General features: G+C 20.4%; 18 protein-coding genes and 1 tRNA gene. 7 read left to right on the top strand and 12 right to left on the bottom strand.

The genetic code is table 11. The features are described from left to right. Positions 1 to 13 precede the first annotated feature (13 nt). Positions 14 to 89 (top strand) — tRNA-Val (locus tag H0H36_RS02265). Here the strand turns inward: H0H36_RS02265 and miaA are convergent. From miaA to H0H36_RS02230, 7 genes are read right to left on the bottom strand one after another with little or no spacing between them, the layout of a single operon-like run. Continuing rightward, complete coding sequence (miaA, locus tag H0H36_RS02260) at positions 49 to 987, bottom strand: tRNA (adenosine(37)-N6)-dimethylallyltransferase MiaA (protein ID WP_185869913.1); 939 nt, start codon at positions 985 to 987, stop codon at positions 49 to 51. The genes H0H36_RS02265 and miaA overlap by 41 nt on opposite strands. Continuing rightward, positions 984 to 2063, bottom strand: coding sequence for a chorismate synthase (gene aroC, locus H0H36_RS02255; protein WP_185869476.1), 1080 nt, complete (start codon positions 2061 to 2063; stop codon positions 984 to 986). Before aroC ends, miaA begins: the two co-directional genes overlap by 4 nt. Positions 2064 to 2065: 2 nt before the next feature. Continuing rightward, positions 2066 to 3694, bottom strand: coding sequence for a DEAD/DEAH box helicase (locus tag H0H36_RS02250; protein ID WP_185869475.1), 1629 nt, complete (start codon positions 3692 to 3694; stop codon positions 2066 to 2068). Positions 3695 to 3748: 54 nt separating this feature from the next. Beyond that, on the bottom strand, positions 3749 to 5131 hold the full coding sequence (locus tag H0H36_RS02245; protein WP_317167150.1) for an MATE family efflux transporter: 1383 nt from the start codon (positions 5129 to 5131) through the stop codon (positions 3749 to 3751). Between the two features lie 7 nt (positions 5132 to 5138). Next, complete coding sequence (gene gcvT, locus H0H36_RS02240) at positions 5139 to 6248, bottom strand: glycine cleavage system aminomethyltransferase GcvT (RefSeq protein WP_185869474.1); 1110 nt, start codon at positions 6246 to 6248, stop codon at positions 5139 to 5141. Continuing rightward, positions 6238 to 6648, bottom strand: a complete 411-nt coding sequence (locus H0H36_RS02235; protein ID WP_185869473.1) for a 6-pyruvoyl trahydropterin synthase family protein — start codon at positions 6646 to 6648, stop codon at positions 6238 to 6240. Before H0H36_RS02235 ends, gcvT begins: the two co-directional genes overlap by 11 nt. 9 nt (positions 6649 to 6657) lie before the next feature. Beyond that, positions 6658 to 7203 carry an isopentenyl-diphosphate Delta-isomerase gene (locus tag H0H36_RS02230; protein WP_185869472.1) on the bottom strand — a complete coding sequence of 182 codons (546 nt, stop codon included), beginning with the start codon at positions 7201 to 7203 and terminating at the stop codon, positions 6658 to 6660. Positions 7204 to 7253: 50 nt separating this feature from the next. Here H0H36_RS02230 and H0H36_RS02225 point away from each other — a divergent pair, with 50 nt between their 5' ends. Continuing rightward, positions 7254 to 7685, top strand: a complete 432-nt coding sequence (locus tag H0H36_RS02225; protein WP_185869471.1) for a PaaI family thioesterase — start codon at positions 7254 to 7256, stop codon at positions 7683 to 7685. Beyond that, positions 7679 to 8731, top strand: a complete 1053-nt coding sequence (locus tag H0H36_RS02220; protein ID WP_185869470.1) for a chorismate-binding protein — start codon at positions 7679 to 7681, stop codon at positions 8729 to 8731. The genes H0H36_RS02225 and H0H36_RS02220 overlap by 7 nt, the downstream gene beginning before the upstream one ends. On the opposite strand, the gene H0H36_RS02215 is transcribed toward H0H36_RS02220, so the two are convergent. Further along, positions 8717 to 10009, bottom strand: coding sequence for an NAD(P)/FAD-dependent oxidoreductase (locus H0H36_RS02215; protein ID WP_185869469.1), 1293 nt, complete (start codon positions 10007 to 10009; stop codon positions 8717 to 8719). The two genes, H0H36_RS02220 and H0H36_RS02215, sit on opposite strands and share 15 nt — an antisense overlap. An 83-nt stretch (positions 10010 to 10092) precedes the next feature. On the opposite strand from H0H36_RS02215, the gene H0H36_RS02210 reads away from it, so the two are divergent. Further along, positions 10093 to 10785: a zinc metallopeptidase gene (locus H0H36_RS02210; protein ID WP_185869468.1), complete on the top strand. Its 693-nt coding sequence runs from the start codon at positions 10093 to 10095 to the stop codon at positions 10783 to 10785. 2 nt (positions 10786 to 10787) lie between these two features. Here H0H36_RS02210 and H0H36_RS02205 read toward each other — a convergent pair whose 3' ends face one another. From H0H36_RS02205 to nusB, 4 genes are read right to left on the bottom strand one after another with little or no spacing between them, the layout of a single operon-like run. Continuing rightward, on the bottom strand, positions 10788 to 10892 hold the full coding sequence (locus tag H0H36_RS02205; protein WP_185869467.1) for a 30S ribosomal protein THX: 105 nt from the start codon (positions 10890 to 10892) through the stop codon (positions 10788 to 10790). Further along, positions 10876 to 11481, bottom strand: coding sequence for a dephospho-CoA kinase (coaE, locus tag H0H36_RS02200; protein WP_238786190.1), 606 nt, complete (start codon positions 11479 to 11481; stop codon positions 10876 to 10878). Before coaE ends, H0H36_RS02205 begins: the two co-directional genes overlap by 17 nt. A 5-nt stretch (positions 11482 to 11486) precedes the next feature. Then, complete coding sequence (gene yajC, locus H0H36_RS02195; RefSeq protein WP_185869910.1) at positions 11487 to 11804, bottom strand: preprotein translocase subunit YajC; 318 nt, start codon at positions 11802 to 11804, stop codon at positions 11487 to 11489. Positions 11805 to 11812: 8 nt separating this feature from the next. Continuing rightward, positions 11813 to 12763, bottom strand: coding sequence for a transcription antitermination factor NusB (gene nusB / locus H0H36_RS02190; protein ID WP_185869466.1), 951 nt, complete (start codon positions 12761 to 12763; stop codon positions 11813 to 11815). Between the two features lie 81 nt (positions 12764 to 12844). Between nusB and H0H36_RS02185 the strand changes: the two genes are divergently transcribed. The 3 genes from H0H36_RS02185 (at position 12845) to H0H36_RS02175 (ending at position 15667) form a co-directional block, all read left to right on the top strand. After that, positions 12845 to 14575 carry an ABC transporter ATP-binding protein gene (locus tag H0H36_RS02185; protein WP_185869465.1) on the top strand — a complete coding sequence of 577 codons (1731 nt, stop codon included), beginning with the start codon at positions 12845 to 12847 and terminating at the stop codon, positions 14573 to 14575. 77 nt (positions 14576 to 14652) lie between these two features. Continuing rightward, positions 14653 to 15045 (top strand): DUF3276 family protein, encoded by a 393-nt coding sequence (locus H0H36_RS02180; protein WP_185869464.1) that lies wholly within the window; start codon positions 14653 to 14655, stop codon positions 15043 to 15045. 121 nt (positions 15046 to 15166) lie between these two features. Next, the gene (locus H0H36_RS02175) at positions 15167 to 15667 is read left to right on the top strand and encodes a KdsC family phosphatase (RefSeq protein WP_185869909.1); all 501 of its coding nucleotides are present in this window, start codon (positions 15167 to 15169) and stop codon (positions 15665 to 15667) included. Positions 15668 to 15685 lie beyond the last annotated feature (18 nt).

Below are 15685 nucleotides of genomic sequence, written 5' to 3'. Positions count from 1 at the left end.
TGAATAATTTTTTGGGCAATTAGCTCAGACTGGTTTAGAGCATCTGTTTTACAAGCAGGAGGTCACTGGTTCAAATCCAGTATTGCCCATTTTTTTTAATAAAAAATTTAATATTTTATCTTTTTCATTTGGATTAAACCATTTTATTTTTTTATCTTTTTTATACCATGTTATTTGTCTTTTTGCATAATTTCTAGTATTTATTTTTATTTTTTCTATAGTTTTATTTATAGAGTTTTCTTTTTTAGAAAAAAAATTATAAATTTCATTATATCCTATAGTTTGTAAACTATTCAAATATTTGTAATCATAATATAGTTTTGCTTCTTCAAATAATCCTTTATTTATCATATTTTCTACTCTAGAATTTATTCTAAAATAAATATTATCCCTACACATAATTAATCCAATTTTTAAAATTGTAAAGTTTCTTTTATTTTTTTTTTTTTTAAAAAAAAAAGAAGGAGAATGTCCTGTAGATTCAATTATTTCTAAGTATCGAATTAAACGTTTTGGATTTTGTATATCTATTATATCTTCTTTATTTTTTTTTTTTAAAAATTCTTTTTGTAAAAAATAAATACCATTTTTTTTAAAATTAAAAATTAAATTATTTCTAATATTTAAATTAATTTTAGGAATATCAGATAATCCTTCTGTTATTGCTTTTTCGTATAATCCAGATCCTCCTACTATAATTAAAATAGTATATTTTTCAAATAATTTTGAAATTTTTTTTAAACAATCTATTTCAAATAATTTTGCATTATAATTGTCATGAATACTTAAATGTCCTATAAAATGATGTGTAATATTATTAAGTTCTTTTTTAGTAGGCATTGATGTTCCTATTTTTAATTCTTTATAGAATTGTCTAGAATCACAAGATAAAATTTCTGTTTTTAATTTTTTAGCTAAAAATAAGGAAATAGAAGTTTTTCCTACACAAGTTGGTCCTAATATAAAAACTAAAAATTTTTTTTTCAAAAAGAAGAATATTTAGATAATTTTTTGTACATACAATAATTTACTAAAACTAAAGCAGTCATTGATTCTACAATAGGAATTGCACGAGGTAAAACACAAGGATCGTGTCTCCCTTTTCCTTCCATAAAAATAACATTCCCATGTTTATCTATAGTTTTTTGTTTTTTCATTATTGTAGCAACTGGTTTAAAAGCTATTTTAAAATAAATATCCATACCGTTTGATATTCCTCCTTGTATTCCTCCAGAAAAATTTGTTTCTGTTTTTCCATTTGAATAAAATAAATCATTATGTTGAGAACCAGTTAATTTTGTACCTAAAAAACCACTTCCATATTCAAATCCTTTTACTGCATTAATTGATAACATAGCTTTTCCTAATTCTGCATGTAATTTATTAAATACAGGTTCTCCAATTCCTATTGGAACATTTTTAATTACACAAGTAATAGTTCCACCTATAGTATCACCTTTATTTTTTATTTTATTAATTTTATATATCATTTTTTCTGAAATTTCTGGATCAGGACATCTTATAATACTTTTTTCTATAGAATTTTTAGATAAATCTAAATCTTTATAAGATTTATTTACTGATATATCACCCACAGAAGATACATAAGATGTAATTGTAATATTTTTTATTAATTGTTTAGCTATAGATCCTGCTACTACTCTACATATTGTTTCTCTAGCAGAAGATCGACCTCCACCTCTATAATCTCTTATTCCATATTTATTTTCATAAGTAAAATCTGAATGAGAAGGGCGATATATTTCTTGTATATGTTTATAATCATCAGATTTATGATCTTTGTTATAAATAATAAATCCAATAGGTGTTCCTGTAGTTTTATTTTCAAAAATTCCAGATAAAAAATCTACTTTATCTGGTTCATTTCTTTGAGTTACTATAGATGATTGTCCAGGTTTTCTACGATTTAATTCATATTGAATTTCTTTAAAATCTAATTTTATACCTGATGGACATCCATCTATTACTCCTCCCATAGCTACTCCATGACTTTCTCCAAAAGTGCTCACTCTAAATAATTTACCAAAAGTATTTCCAGCCATAGTTAATTTTTTATTTCTATAGAAAGAGGTCTTCCAAAGTGGTTAATTCTGCTCATACCTATCAATATTTTATTTCTAAAACGTTTTTCTACTTCAAATAATGAAGAATTTGATAAAATTTCTATATGTCCAATATTAATATGAGAATTATTAACTGCCTGATTTATTAAATTTATTAAACCTATTTTAGTTAGTTTATCTTTAGATCCTATGTTTAAAAAAAGTTTAGAAAAAGATTCTTTTTTTAATTTTTTTGATTTTATAAAAGTTTTTTTTTTAAATTTTTTATTAAAATTATAAGTAATAATAGAATTTAAATCTTTAGAATTTTTATAATAATTAAAAAAACGATTAAATTCTATCCAAGAAAAACGTTTTATTAATTCTTTTTTGTCAAAAATTTCTAATTTTTTTTGTATTTCAGGAATAAATTTTTTTATAAAATCTTCATCTACAATTGTTTTTTTTACTTTATCTATAAAATAGATAAGTTTTTTTTCACATATCTCTTTTCCAGTAGGAACCATAAAACGTTCAAAATTTTTTCCAATTTTTTTTTCAAATTCTTTTAAATTTTTTGTTTCTCTAATATGAATAATACATACAGAAATTCCAAAATTTCCAGCTCTTCCAGTACGTCCACTTCTATGAACGTAAATTTCACTTTCTTTTGGAATACTATAGTTGATAACATGTGTAATATTATTAACATCTAATCCACGAGCAGCTACATCAGTAGCTACAAGAAATTGTAAATTTTTATTTCTAAATCTATTCATAACAGATTCACGTTGTGTTTGTGATAAATCTCCATGTAATGCATCAGCATTATATCCATCTTTTATTAAAAATTCAGCTATTTCTTTAGTTTCTTTTTTAGTACTACAAAATACAATTCCATATATTTCAGGATTTATATCTACAATTCTTTTAAGTACTAAATATTTTTTACTTAAATTTCTTATTATATAATATATATGTTTTACATCATCAGATCCAATATTTTTTTTACCTGTAGTTATTTCAATAGGATTTATTAAATAAGCATGCGCTATTACATTCATATATTTAGACATAGTTGCTGAAAAAAGTAAACTTTGTCTTTTTTTTGGTAATTTAGATATAATATAATCTAATTCTTCTTTAAATCCCATATTTAACATTTCATCTGCTTCATCAAGTACTAAATATTGAATTTCAAAAAAGTTTAATTTTTTTCTTTTTATTAAATCAATAATTCTTCCTGGTGTTCCAACTATAATATGAGTTTTTTGATATAAAGATTTAATTTGAGTATCTATATTTGCTCCACCATATAGAGAAACTATTTTAATAGATGATAAAAATTTAGAAAAACGAGAAAGATCACGTGTTATTTGTATACAAAGTTCTCTTGTAGGACATAATATTAAAGCTTGAGGTGTATTTAACTTAATATTAATTTTTTGAATAATAGGAAGTCCAAAAGCAGCTGTTTTTCCAGTTCCTGTTTGAGCTAAAGCGATAACATCTCTTTCTGAAGAAAGTAAAAAAGGAATAACTTTTTTTTGTACAGGAGTTGGATATTTAAATCCTATAGCTTCTAAACCTTTAATAATATCATTATTAAAATAATCTTTAAATGTTTTCATAAATAAAAATGCAAATTTTTATTTTTTTTGCATGTTATGGACAAATATAAATATTTAATTTTTAATAAAAAATTGGCTTTTTATAAGCCTTTTAGTTATAATTTCATATCTTATAAAAAGTAAAAGAGTTGATATAGTAAGACCTATGCCTAAACCTATCCATACTCCTTCTCCTCCTATATTAATAGATAAAAACCAAGCTGTAGGAAGAGCTACAATCCAATAAGAAAAAAAACTAATTAACATAGGTATTTTTACATCTTGTAATCCTCTCAAGAATCCAGTAATTATACTTTGTAATCCATCAGATAATTGAAAAATACCAGCTATAAAAATCATATTTTCCGCAATGTGAATTACTTCATAATCATTTTTTATATATATATAAGGAATATTTTTTCTAAAAAAAATAAATAAAAAACTACATATTAACATAAAAAAAATTCCCATAAAAAAAATAGATTTTGCTATTATCCTTAATTTATAATAATTTTTTAAAGCAAATTCATTTCCTATTCTTATTGTAGCTACAACAGAAAATGCTGTATTAAGAATAAAAGTAGAAGATACTAAACTAATAACAATTTGATGTGCTGCTAATACTTTTATTCCACATCTTCCTGAAAGAAAAGAAGAAATAGCAAAAGCACTCATTTCAAATAACATATGTAATCCAGAAGGAATACCTATTTTTAATATTTTATTAAAATATTTTTTTTGTAAAAAAATATATTTTAAATGATTATAATAATTACGTACTATTTTATACTTATGTATAATAAAAAAAAATCCTATTAACATAATAGTACGAGCTATTAAAGTAGCATATCCTATTCCAAGGATTCCTAATTTATTAAATCCATAAAGTCCTTTAATAAATATATAATTCAATATTATATTGACAAAAGCAGAAAACCAAGTTATAATAAGGATGGGAATAACTAAAGATAATCCTTCAGAAAATTTTCTAAATATTTCAAAAATCATCCATGGTATAAAAGAAATAGCTATTATTTTTAAAAAAGATATAGTTTCTTTTAATATTTCTTTAGGTTGACCTAAATAAGGAAAAATATAAGAAAAAATATGTATACAACCATACATAAATATTGATAAAAAAAAATTAATAATTAATCCATGATAAAAAATATTAGCACCTTCCTTATATTCTTTTTTAGCATTTGCAGATGCTATTAAAGAAGAAATAGCAGTTGAAATACCAAAACCAAAAATAATTACAATAAAAAAAACAGCATTAGCTAATGAAACTGAAGCTAACGCTGTTTTTCCTAAAAGACCAATCATCATATTATCAGATAAACCAATAGATATTACTCCTAATTGTGTAATAAATATAGGAATAATAAATAAAAAATTTTTTTTTATATGTTCAATATATATTTCAAATTTTTTTTTAATGTAATAAATATTTTGCAAAAAAAAATTAATTAAAATTTTTAATAAATGGCAATTTTACTATTGAAATAGGAACCTTTTTTTTTTTTACTGAAAAAAAAATAGGATCTTTTTTTTTATACATATATTTATCATATAAATAACCTAAACCTATTCCCTTTTTTAATACTGGAGAAAAAATACCAGAAGTAATATATCCTATAGTATTATCGTTAATATCTATCAAGGAATATCCTTCTCTAGGAATATTACTTCTTTCTTTGACAATAAAGGATATAAATTTTTTATATTTTTTAGTTTTTTTTTGTTCTTTTAAAATATTTCTTGCTATAAAATTTTTTTCAAATTTTATGATCCAAGATAATCCTGCTTCTATAGGAGTAATTTCTTCAGAAATATCTTTTCCATATAAACGATATCCCATTTCTAATCTTAATGAATTTCTACTTGCAATTCCACAAGGAATTATTTTTTTTATTTTTAAAATATCATTCCATATTTTTTCTGTGTATTTATTAGGAATATAAATTTCTATACCTTTAGATCCAGTATATCCTGTAGAAGATATTAATATTTTTTTTATTCCTGATAGTTCTCCTATTTTAAAATGATAAAAAGGGATTTTATCTAACGTAATATTTGTCAATTTTTGAAGATAAAATAAAGATAATGGTCCTTGAATAGATAAAAGAGAATATTTTTGAGATAAATCAAATAATTTTACATTAAGCGTATTTTTTTTTATATAATTATTAATCCATATTTTATTTTTTTCAATATTAGAAGCGTTTACTATTAATAATAATTTTTCATTTAAAATTTTATAAATAATTAAATCATCTATAATACCTCCTTTTTCATTAATAAAACAAGTATATTGTGCTTGTCCTATTTTAATTTTAGAAAAATCATTTGTTGTTAAATACTGAATTAATTTTTTAGAATCTTTTCCTTTTAAAATTAATTTTCCCATATGACTAACATCAAAAATACCAGCTAATTCTCTAACAGACATATGTTCTTTTAAAGAAGAAGTATATTGTAAAGGCATATAAAAACCAGAAAAAGGAACCATTTTTGCTCCTAATTTTATATGATTTTGATATAAAATTGTTTTTTTCAAACTATTATTTTCCATTAAATTCAACAAAATTATTTTCCGTTTCGTATAAAGTTATTTTCAAATCTAAATTATAAGGCATTTTTTTATTTATTTTATTCCAAATAAAAATAACAATATTTTCTAAAGTAGGATTTATAGAATCAAATTCCTTAATATCTAAATTAATATTTTTATGATCAAAAAGTTCTTCTATTTCTTCAATAAGAAGATTTTTTAATTTTTGTAAATTATAAACAAATCCTGTTTCTGAATTAATTTCTCCTGTTATACTTACTATATATTCATAATTATGTCCATGATAATTTAAATATGCACATTTCCCAAAAACTTCAATATTTTTTTTATAGTCCCAATGAGAATTATAAAGTCTATGAGCTGCACTAAAACGTCCTTTTTTATTTATAGTAACTTTCATTAATATTTTTTATTTAATTATAAGTTTATTTAAATAATTTTTTAATATTATTTTAAACCATATAGTATAAGAATTTGGAAAAATATGAATATTTTTTATTAATTTTTTTAATGAACTCCATTTCCAATTATCAACTTCTTTATAATTTATAATAGGTGATTTTTCATAAAATCCTACAAAAACATGATCTAATTCATTTTCTATTAACCCATTATTAAATGATTCATAATAATTAAAACTAAATTTTTGTGTTAAAAAACAATCAAATCCCATTTCTTGTTTTAAACAACGATGAGCTGCAGTTAATAGAGATTCTTTTTTTGTAGGGTGACTACAACATGTATTAGTCCATAATAAAGAAGAATGATATTTTTTTGAAGATCTTTTTTGTAACATTAAATCCTTTTTTGTATTAAAAATGAATATAGAAACAGCACTATGTAATAATCCATTTTCATGAATTTTTTTTTTTTTTTCAAATCCTATAATTTTATTTTTTTTTCCTATTATAGGAATATAATCTTCATATTTTTTATTATTAGTATTATTATACATATACATAAATATTTTTAAGTTATTTTCTTAATTTTAATTGGATATATGTTATGAAAAAAAAAATTAAAGAAGTATTAAATAAACTAAATAGTTTAAGAAAAAATACATTTTTAAATACCATGAAAATTAAATTTATTTTTATTTCTCCAAAAATAGAAACTTTAATAGCAAAAATGCCAATAAATAAAAATATTTTACAACCTTTTGGATACTTACATGGAGGAGCTTCTATTACTTTAGCTGAAAGTGTTGGGTGTTCTTTATCTTTTATAAATCTTGAAAAGAGTAATTATAATATATTTAATATTGAAATATCTGCAAACCACATTAAATGCATAAAAAAAGGAATACTTTTTGCTAAGGCTAAAATTTTACATAAAGGAAAAACTCTTCATTTTATTCATGTTAATGTTTATAATGAAAAAAAAATTATTAGTTTATGTAAAATGACTAATATTATTTTAAAAAATAAAATATGTTAAAAATAAGTCTTTTTTCTTTGTATAAAAGAATCATAAAAAATTATTATATGCATAATAGTTTTGTTCTTTTTAAAAAACCTTATGAAAAAAAAATTATTTTTTATTCTCATTATAATAAAAATTATGTAAATAATAAATTTTTTTTAATAAAAGATTTTGATGACAATTTTACTATAAAAATATATCCAAAAAAAATTTATTATACTGATATACAAAAATATTATTCATATATAAATTATTTTATACCAAATTTTTGGGAAAAACATTCTTCTTTTTTAACTTATTCTAATAAATATAAAAAACTTATTGAAAAAGGAGTAGAATATATAAAAAAAGGATACTTTAAAAAAGTAGTTTTATCTAGATATATAAAAATTCATTTTCATAAATTTTATTTAAAAGAAACTTTACAAAGATTAATTCTTTATTATCCAAATGCTTTAGTTTATCTTTGGTATGATATTCATCATGGTTTTTGGATAGGATCATCTCCAGAACTATTGATAAAATGTAAAAAAAAAAAATTAAAAACCGTAGCATTAGCAGGAACTACTTGGGGAGAAAATAAATGGACAAAAAAAGAAATAGAAGAACATCATATTGTTATAAAATATATTGTTAATTTTCTAAAATTTTATGATGGATATATTTTTTTAGAAAAAACTAAAGTTATAAAAACAGGAAATTTAAAACATTTAGAAACTCCAATTTCTTTTTCTTTTTTTAAAGAACCTGATTATTATGAAATAATAAATAAATTATATCCTACTCCTTCCATATGTGGATTTCCTAAAAAAACATCTTTAGATTTTATTAAAGAAAATGAAGGATATAAAAGAAATTTTTATACAGGATATATTGGAGTAATAAATGAAAAAAATATGGAATTATATTTGAATTTAAGATGTGCAACAATTAAAGAAGATAAAAAAAAAATAATTTTATATGCTGGTAGTGGAATAACTATTAATAGTAATGTAAATCAAGAATATATAGAAACAGAAAAAAAAATAAAAAATATTCTTTCTCAATTAATTTTTAAATAATTTTTTTTTTCTACGAAAAGGTCTTATAATTAAACGAACACTTTTATTATAATTAAAATATTGAATAATCCAATTTGTTAAAGCTATTGCTCTATTTCTAAATCCAACTAAACTAACCAAATGAACGAACATCCAAACTATCCAAGCTAAAAAACCTTTTAATTTGAAATAAGGAAAATCACATACAGCTTTATTTCTACCTATAGTAGCCATTGATCCTAAATTTTTATAAATAAATGGTTTTATCATTTTTTGATCCGATAAATAATTGAAATTTTTAGCTAACCAATTTCCTTGTTGTATAGCTGGTTGAGCTGTCATAGGATATCCATTAGGATATAATTTATTTGTATTTATATATGCTACATCCCCAATTGCAAAAATATTTTCATATTTTTTAACTTTAAAATAATCATCTACTAAAATTCTATTATTTTTAATATCTTCTTTTAAAAATCCTTTAATTATAGATCCTTTTACTCCTGCAGCCCATATTACATTAGCTGATTCTATTTCTTTATTTTTTTCTATAAAAACTATTTTTCCATCATAATCTTTAACTAAGCAATTTAACCATATAATAACACCTAATTCTTTCAAATTATTATAAGCTTGTTTTGCTGATTTTTCAGACATCCCATCTAATAATCTTTTAGAAGCTTGTAATAAATGAATATTCATATATTGAATATCTAAATCAGGATAATCATTAGGTAATATATATTTTTTCATTTCAGCTAATGCACCAGCTAATTCTACTCCTGTTGGTCCTCCTCCTACAATAACAAAAGTCATAAGTCTTTTTCTTTCTTTAAAATCTTTTGTTAATAAAGCAGATTCAAAATCTTGTAGAATAAGACTTCTCAAGTCTAAAGCTTCTGGAATAGATTTCATAGGAAAAGCAAAATTTTCAATATTTTTATTACCAAAATAATTTGTTATAGAACCTGTAGCCATAATTAAATAATCATAAAATAAATATCCTACATTTGTATATATTTTTTGTTTTTCTGTATTAATATAATGAACAATAGCTAATCTAAAGAAAAAATTTTTTGTTTTTTTTATAATATTTCTAATAGAATGTGCTATAGAATCTGGTTCTAAACCTGCTGTAGCTACTTGATATAATAAAGGTTGAAAAGTATGATAATTATTCTTATCTATAAGAATTACTTGAAATTTATCTCTTCTTAATTTTTTTGCTACTTGTAATCCAGCGAATCCAGAACCAATAATAACGACTCTTTTTAAATTTTTTACTGTTGGAATATTCATAGTCAGAAGTTTGACATAAAAGCTAATTTATATATATTTTCATTTTATTTGATAAATTAATAATTTTGTTAAAAAAAATAGATATGAATTATTATTTAGTTGTAGGAACTACTTTTTTAGTAAGTGTTATAGTAAATACTATTTTACAAAATAAATTAAGATTATATAGTAAACTTTATTTACATTCTAATATGAGTGGAAAAGAAATAGCAGATAAAATGTTAACAGAAAATGGTATTTATGATGTACATGTTCTTTCAACAGAAGGAGAATTAACTGATCATTACAATCCTTTAAATAAAACAATAAATTTAAGTGAAAAAGTTTATGAAAAAAAATCTATAACAGCAATTGCAATTGCTGCTCATGAATGTGGTCATGCTTTACAACATAAATTAAATTATAATTTATTAGAATTACGAAATTATTTAGTTCCTATTTTAAATTTTGCTTCAAAATTTACTAATATTGCTATAATGTACGGAATTAGTATGTTTTATGGATCCAGTGGAAAAGATTCTTTTATTCTTCAATTAGGAATAGGTTTATTTTTTATGGTTGTTCTTTTTTCATTAATTACTTTACCAATAGAATTTGACGCTAGTAATAGAGCTTTAACTTGGCTTAGAAATAAAAATATTGTAAATTATCAAGAATATCGTAAAGTGAAAGATTCATTAAGATGGGCATCTATGACTTATGTAGTTCATGCTTTAGGTAGTTTAGGACAATTAATATATTTTATGTCAGTTTTTTATCAAAAGGAAGAAGAATAAATTTAATTTTTTTTCTTTTTTTTCATATTTTTTGGATTTGGACGAAGATTTCCATAAGTTTTATTTTTTATTTTACCTCTTTTAGTTTTTTTATCTCCTTTTCCCATATTTTATTTTTATTATTTTATTATGTATTATATCTGCTTTTTTTAATAAAAAAGTAATAGATGAACAATTATTAACAATGATATTAGATTTTTTTTCTCGTTTTTTATTAGATATTTGATTTTTTATACGATTTATAATTTGATTTTCATTTAAATTATCTCTTTTTTTAATTCTATCCAATATTTTTTCCATAGTAGATTTAATAGTAATAATTAAATCACATTCTTTATAATTTCCACTTTCAAATAAAATAGCAGATTCTTTTATTACATATAAAGCATTTTTTTGCATAGAAAACATCCAATTTTTAAAATCTATTGAAATCCATGGATGTACTATGGTACATAATAATTTTAATGCAATAGAATCATTAAAAACTATTTTTGATAAATAGTTTCTATTTATTTTTCCTTTTTTATAAGAATTTATTCCAAAATATTTTATTATATTTTTTTTTATATAATCTATTTCATTCATTAATATTTTTCCTCTTTTATCTGAATAATATATAGGTATTCCTTTTTTTTTAAAAAAAGAAGAAAATAAACTTTTTCCGGATCCTATTTTACCTGTTATTCCTATTAACATAAATTTTATTTTTTTTCTATTTTTTTAATTATATTTCCATAATAAAGTTCAGTTAAATCTTTAGATATTATATTTTTTTCAAGTTTTATTTTACCAGACATAATTTCCAATACACAAAAATTTTCTGCTACATCTATAATTTTTCCGTGTATTCCTGAATTAGTTACTATATAATTTCCTTTTTTTAAATTTTTTTGAAATTTTGTTTCAATTTTTTGTTTTCGTATTTGAGGACGTATCATAAAAAAATAGAATATAATAAAAATTAAAGCAAACATCCAAATAGTATTTGCTATAGAATTTTGTTGTAACATATTAATAATTATTTAATTTACATTAAACCTTTTCCTATTTTAAATATTTTATTTTTTTTATGTAATAGTTTAAATATTTGATCTAATATACCATTGATAAAAATTTTACTTTTTTCCATACAAAAAATTTTTGTAATTTCAATATATTCATTCATAGTGACTTTTGGTGGTATATTAGGAAAGTATAAAAATTCACAAATAGCCATTTGCAATATAATTAAATCTAGAATTGCTATTCTATTTATATCCCAATTATTTGATATATCATTAATTAAATTATTAAATTCTTTTTTATGAAATATTGTATTTCTATATAAATCAGTAATAAATTTAATATTTTCATCATTTTTGTAAATATTATATAATCTAAAATTTTTAGAAGTAGAATGTTTTATAAAATGTAAAGTTTTATATACCATATTATGTGCTATATATAAATTTTCTTGTCCATTAATATATAAATCATCTATAATTTCTATTAATTTTTTATTAGAAATAATAAAATTTTTATAATATTGTATTATAAATTTTTTTTCTTCTTCAAAAGTATTACACGGTTTATAAAAAAAATTTTCAATTTGAAAAATTGATTTATTTTGTATTTCTTTTAAAAAAAGAAAAATATATTCATCTTTTTTTTTCCATAATGTTTTTTTAGAATTTTTTATTGAATTATATTCTTTTATTAAATATTTATTATTAGATAATATTTTAATTACAGAATTATATGCAAAATTATGTATAAGTTTCATTTCATTTATATGATGTTTTTTATGAAAATTTTTTATTGTTTTTAAAGCATTTTCTCTAATTTTTAAAATTAAATAAAGAAGAAAAATATATAAATAATGTAATTCTTCTATATTATTAAGCATATCTTTTTCAACTTTATTTGAATCTATTTTTGATAAATGTTGAGCATATAAAAATTGTAGACTTTTTATTCTAAAATTTCGTCTTATTGACATTTTTAAATAATGTTAATTTTTATACATAATAAAATTTGTGTATTTATAAACTTTAAAAAAAGTTATATTTTTATATGTTATATGAGTAATTTATTTGCTTTTAGCAAAAAATATTGTCAAAGGTACAAATTACGTTTGTGTATAGGGATTATTTTAATTTTATTATCAAATATTTTAACTTTACTTCCTATACCTTATATAGGAAAATCTATTAATATCATAAAAAATTTATTTATAGATATTTCAAATAATACATCAAAAATTTTTAATCTAAAAAAAGATATTTTCATTTATACTAGCATAATATTAATAGTTCCAATTATAGGAGGTATTGTAAAATATTATATGCGTCAATGTATAATTACAACATCTAGAATGATAGAATTTGATATAAAAAATGATATTTTTTTACATTATCAAAAATTAAGTTTGACTTTTTATAAAAAAAATTCAACAGGAGATTTAATGAATAGACTGACAGAAGATGTATCATTTATAAGACAATATATAGGTCCTGGTATTATGTATTTTTTTAATCTTTTGGTTCTTTTTTTTATGGTTTTTATACAAATGTTACGAATAAATAAATCATTAACTTTTTATGTTATTTTACCAATTCCTATTCTTTTTATTTTTGTTTATTATATAAGTATTTTTATTACTAAAAAAAGTGAAGAAGTACAGAAAAATCAATCTATTATATGTTCTTTTATACAAGAAACTTTCTCTGGAATTCATATTATTAAATCATTTGTAGCGGAAAAATTTTTTTATAAAAAACATAAAAAAATTATATCAATTTATCATAAAAAAAATATAGAATTAGCAAAAATTGATACTATTTTATCTTCTATTATAATATTTTTTATGGGTATAAGCCATTTATTAATTCTTTTTTTTGGAGGAAAAAAATATTTTCATGGAGAAATAAAAGAAATAGGTACTATTGCTGAATTTTTTACATATATAAATATTTTAATTTTTCCTTTTATTATATTAGGATGGGTTGTTTCTATTGTAGAAAGAGCTAAAGTATCACAAATTCGTATAAGTGAATTTTTAAAAGAAAAACCAAATATTTTTAATAAAAAAAAATTTATAAAAAAAAAAATTTTTGGTAAAATACAATTTAAAAATGTTAGTTTTTTTTATGATAAAAATATTATAATAAATAAAATATCATTTACTGTAATGAGTGGAAATACTTTAATTTTAACAGGAAAAACAGGTTCTGGTAAATCTACTATAGGTAGATTAATATCTCGTTTATATGATCCATATAAAGGAGAAATACTTGTAGATAATCTTTCTATAAAAAATCATAATTTATATAATTTAAGAAAAAATATAGGTTATGTTCCTCAAGAATCTTTTCTTTTTTCTGATTCAATTTATAATAATATAGCATTAGGATGTTTAGATAAAAAAATTTATCCATATCAAATTTATAATGCTGCAAAAAAAGCTATGATAGAAAAAGATATTTTAAATTTTAAATATGGATATGATACTATTATAGGAGAAAAAGGTATTACTTTATCTGGAGGACAAAAACAAAGAATATGTATAGCAAGAGCACTTGTAAGAAATCCAAAAATTATTATATTTGATGATAGTTTTTCTGCTATAGATCAGTTAACTAGAAAATTAATAATTAATTGTATAAAAAAAAATATGAAAAATAGTACTATTATTATTATTACTCATGATACTTCTTATATATCTGATTTTGATTTATTTTTTATTTTAAAAAATGGAAAAATATTAAAAATAATAAATAAAAATTTTTTTTATAAAAAAAATTTATTTTAAATAATTATAATACAAAATAGTATAGAACATTTTTTTTGTTTAGATTTGCTTTATATAGGATTATAATATTTTTTGAAATGGACGAAAAAGAAAATATCAAAGAAAGAAATGAAATTTGCTCACGAACTTTAAAAACTGGTAGTCGTACCTATTTTTTTGATGCAAGAGAAACAAGAGCTGGTGATTATTATTTAACTATTACTGAAAGTAAAAAAAATTTTTCTGAAACGGGTGAAATCACTTATAAAAAACACAAGATTTACTTATATAAAGAAGATTTTTCAAAATTTCAGAGTATACTTGATGATATGATTCGATTTATTATTAATGAAAAAGGTAGGGAAGTAATTTCAGAACGTCATCAAAAAGATTTTAAAAATAATCATACATATAATCAAGAAATTAAAGATGTTCAAAAAAAAATATCAGAAGTAAAAAATTTTACAAATATTAATTTTGAAGATATTTAATTTAGTAATACATAATAATCGTTAAATTATTATTTAATATTTTTTTAACTTTTATTATTATTTAATTGATTATTGTCTTGTTTTTTATGTTAATCTTTTTTTTATGACAATAATTGATTTTATGAATAATTACATGAATATAATGAATGATATTAATACTTTTATATTTGATGTAGATGGAGTATTAACTAATTGTACTTTAAATCTTTTTCCGGATGGAAATATGGTTCGTCAAATGTTTGCTAAAGATGGATATGCAATGCAATTAGCAAAAAAAAAAGGATATAATTTATGTATTATTACAAAAGGATCAGATTTAATGGTATTTAGACGTTTAAGGAATTTAAATATTCGTTATATTTATCAAGGTGTTGATAATAAAAAAAGGTATTTAGATGAATATTGTAATATATTAAATATTACAAAAAAAGAAATTCTTTATATGGGAGATGATATTCCTGATATTGAAATCATGAAATCTGTAGCTTTACCTTGTTCTCCAATAGATGCTGTTCAAGAAGTGAAAAATATATCTAAATATATTTCACCAAAAAAAGGTGGTAAAGGATGTGTTAGAGATGTTATAGAACAAACTTTAAAAGTTCAAAATAATTGGTTTTAAAAAAAAATAGTGTCTATA

The sequence above is a fragment of the Blattabacterium cuenoti genome (assembly GCF_014252395.1).
Classification (GTDB): domain Bacteria; phylum Bacteroidota; class Bacteroidia; order Flavobacteriales; family Blattabacteriaceae; genus Blattabacterium; species Blattabacterium cuenoti_AA.
Note: the sequence above shows the minus strand (reverse complement) of the source record. Positions and strands in the feature narration are given on the sequence as shown.

Coding starts and splice junctions, on each gene's coding strand:
- coaE (WP_238786190.1), bottom strand. CDS start 11,481: ATGTTAATAGGAATAACAGGTAAAATAGGATCCGGAAAAAGTTTATTT.
- nusB (WP_185869466.1), bottom strand. CDS start 12,763: ATGTCAATAAGACGAAATTTTAGAATAAAAAGTCTACAATTTTTATAT.
- H0H36_RS02250 (WP_185869475.1), bottom strand. CDS start 3,694: ATGAAAACATTTAAAGATTATTTTAATAATGATATTATTAAAGGTTTA.
- H0H36_RS02210 (WP_185869468.1), top strand. CDS start 10,093: ATGAATTATTATTTAGTTGTAGGAACTACTTTTTTAGTAAGTGTTATA.
- H0H36_RS02215 (WP_185869469.1), bottom strand. CDS start 10,009: ATGAATATTCCAACAGTAAAAAATTTAAAAAGAGTCGTTATTATTGGT.
- H0H36_RS02235 (WP_185869473.1), bottom strand. CDS start 6,648: ATGAAAGTTACTATAAATAAAAAAGGACGTTTTAGTGCAGCTCATAGA.
- H0H36_RS02175 (WP_185869909.1), top strand. CDS start 15,167: ATGAATAATTACATGAATATAATGAATGATATTAATACTTTTATATTT.
- H0H36_RS02180 (WP_185869464.1), top strand. CDS start 14,653: ATGGACGAAAAAGAAAATATCAAAGAAAGAAATGAAATTTGCTCACGA.
- aroC (WP_185869476.1), bottom strand. CDS start 2,063: ATGGCTGGAAATACTTTTGGTAAATTATTTAGAGTGAGCACTTTTGGA.
- H0H36_RS02225 (WP_185869471.1), top strand. CDS start 7,254: ATGAAAAAAAAAATTAAAGAAGTATTAAATAAACTAAATAGTTTAAGA.
- H0H36_RS02230 (WP_185869472.1), bottom strand. CDS start 7,203: ATGTATAATAATACTAATAATAAAAAATATGAAGATTATATTCCTATA.
- H0H36_RS02220 (WP_185869470.1), top strand. CDS start 7,679: ATGTTAAAAATAAGTCTTTTTTCTTTGTATAAAAGAATCATAAAAAAT.
- gcvT (WP_185869474.1), bottom strand. CDS start 6,248: ATGGAAAATAATAGTTTGAAAAAAACAATTTTATATCAAAATCATATA.
- H0H36_RS02205 (WP_185869467.1), bottom strand. CDS start 10,892: ATGGGAAAAGGAGATAAAAAAACTAAAAGAGGTAAAATAAAAAATAAA.
- H0H36_RS02185 (WP_185869465.1), top strand. CDS start 12,845: ATGAGTAATTTATTTGCTTTTAGCAAAAAATATTGTCAAAGGTACAAA.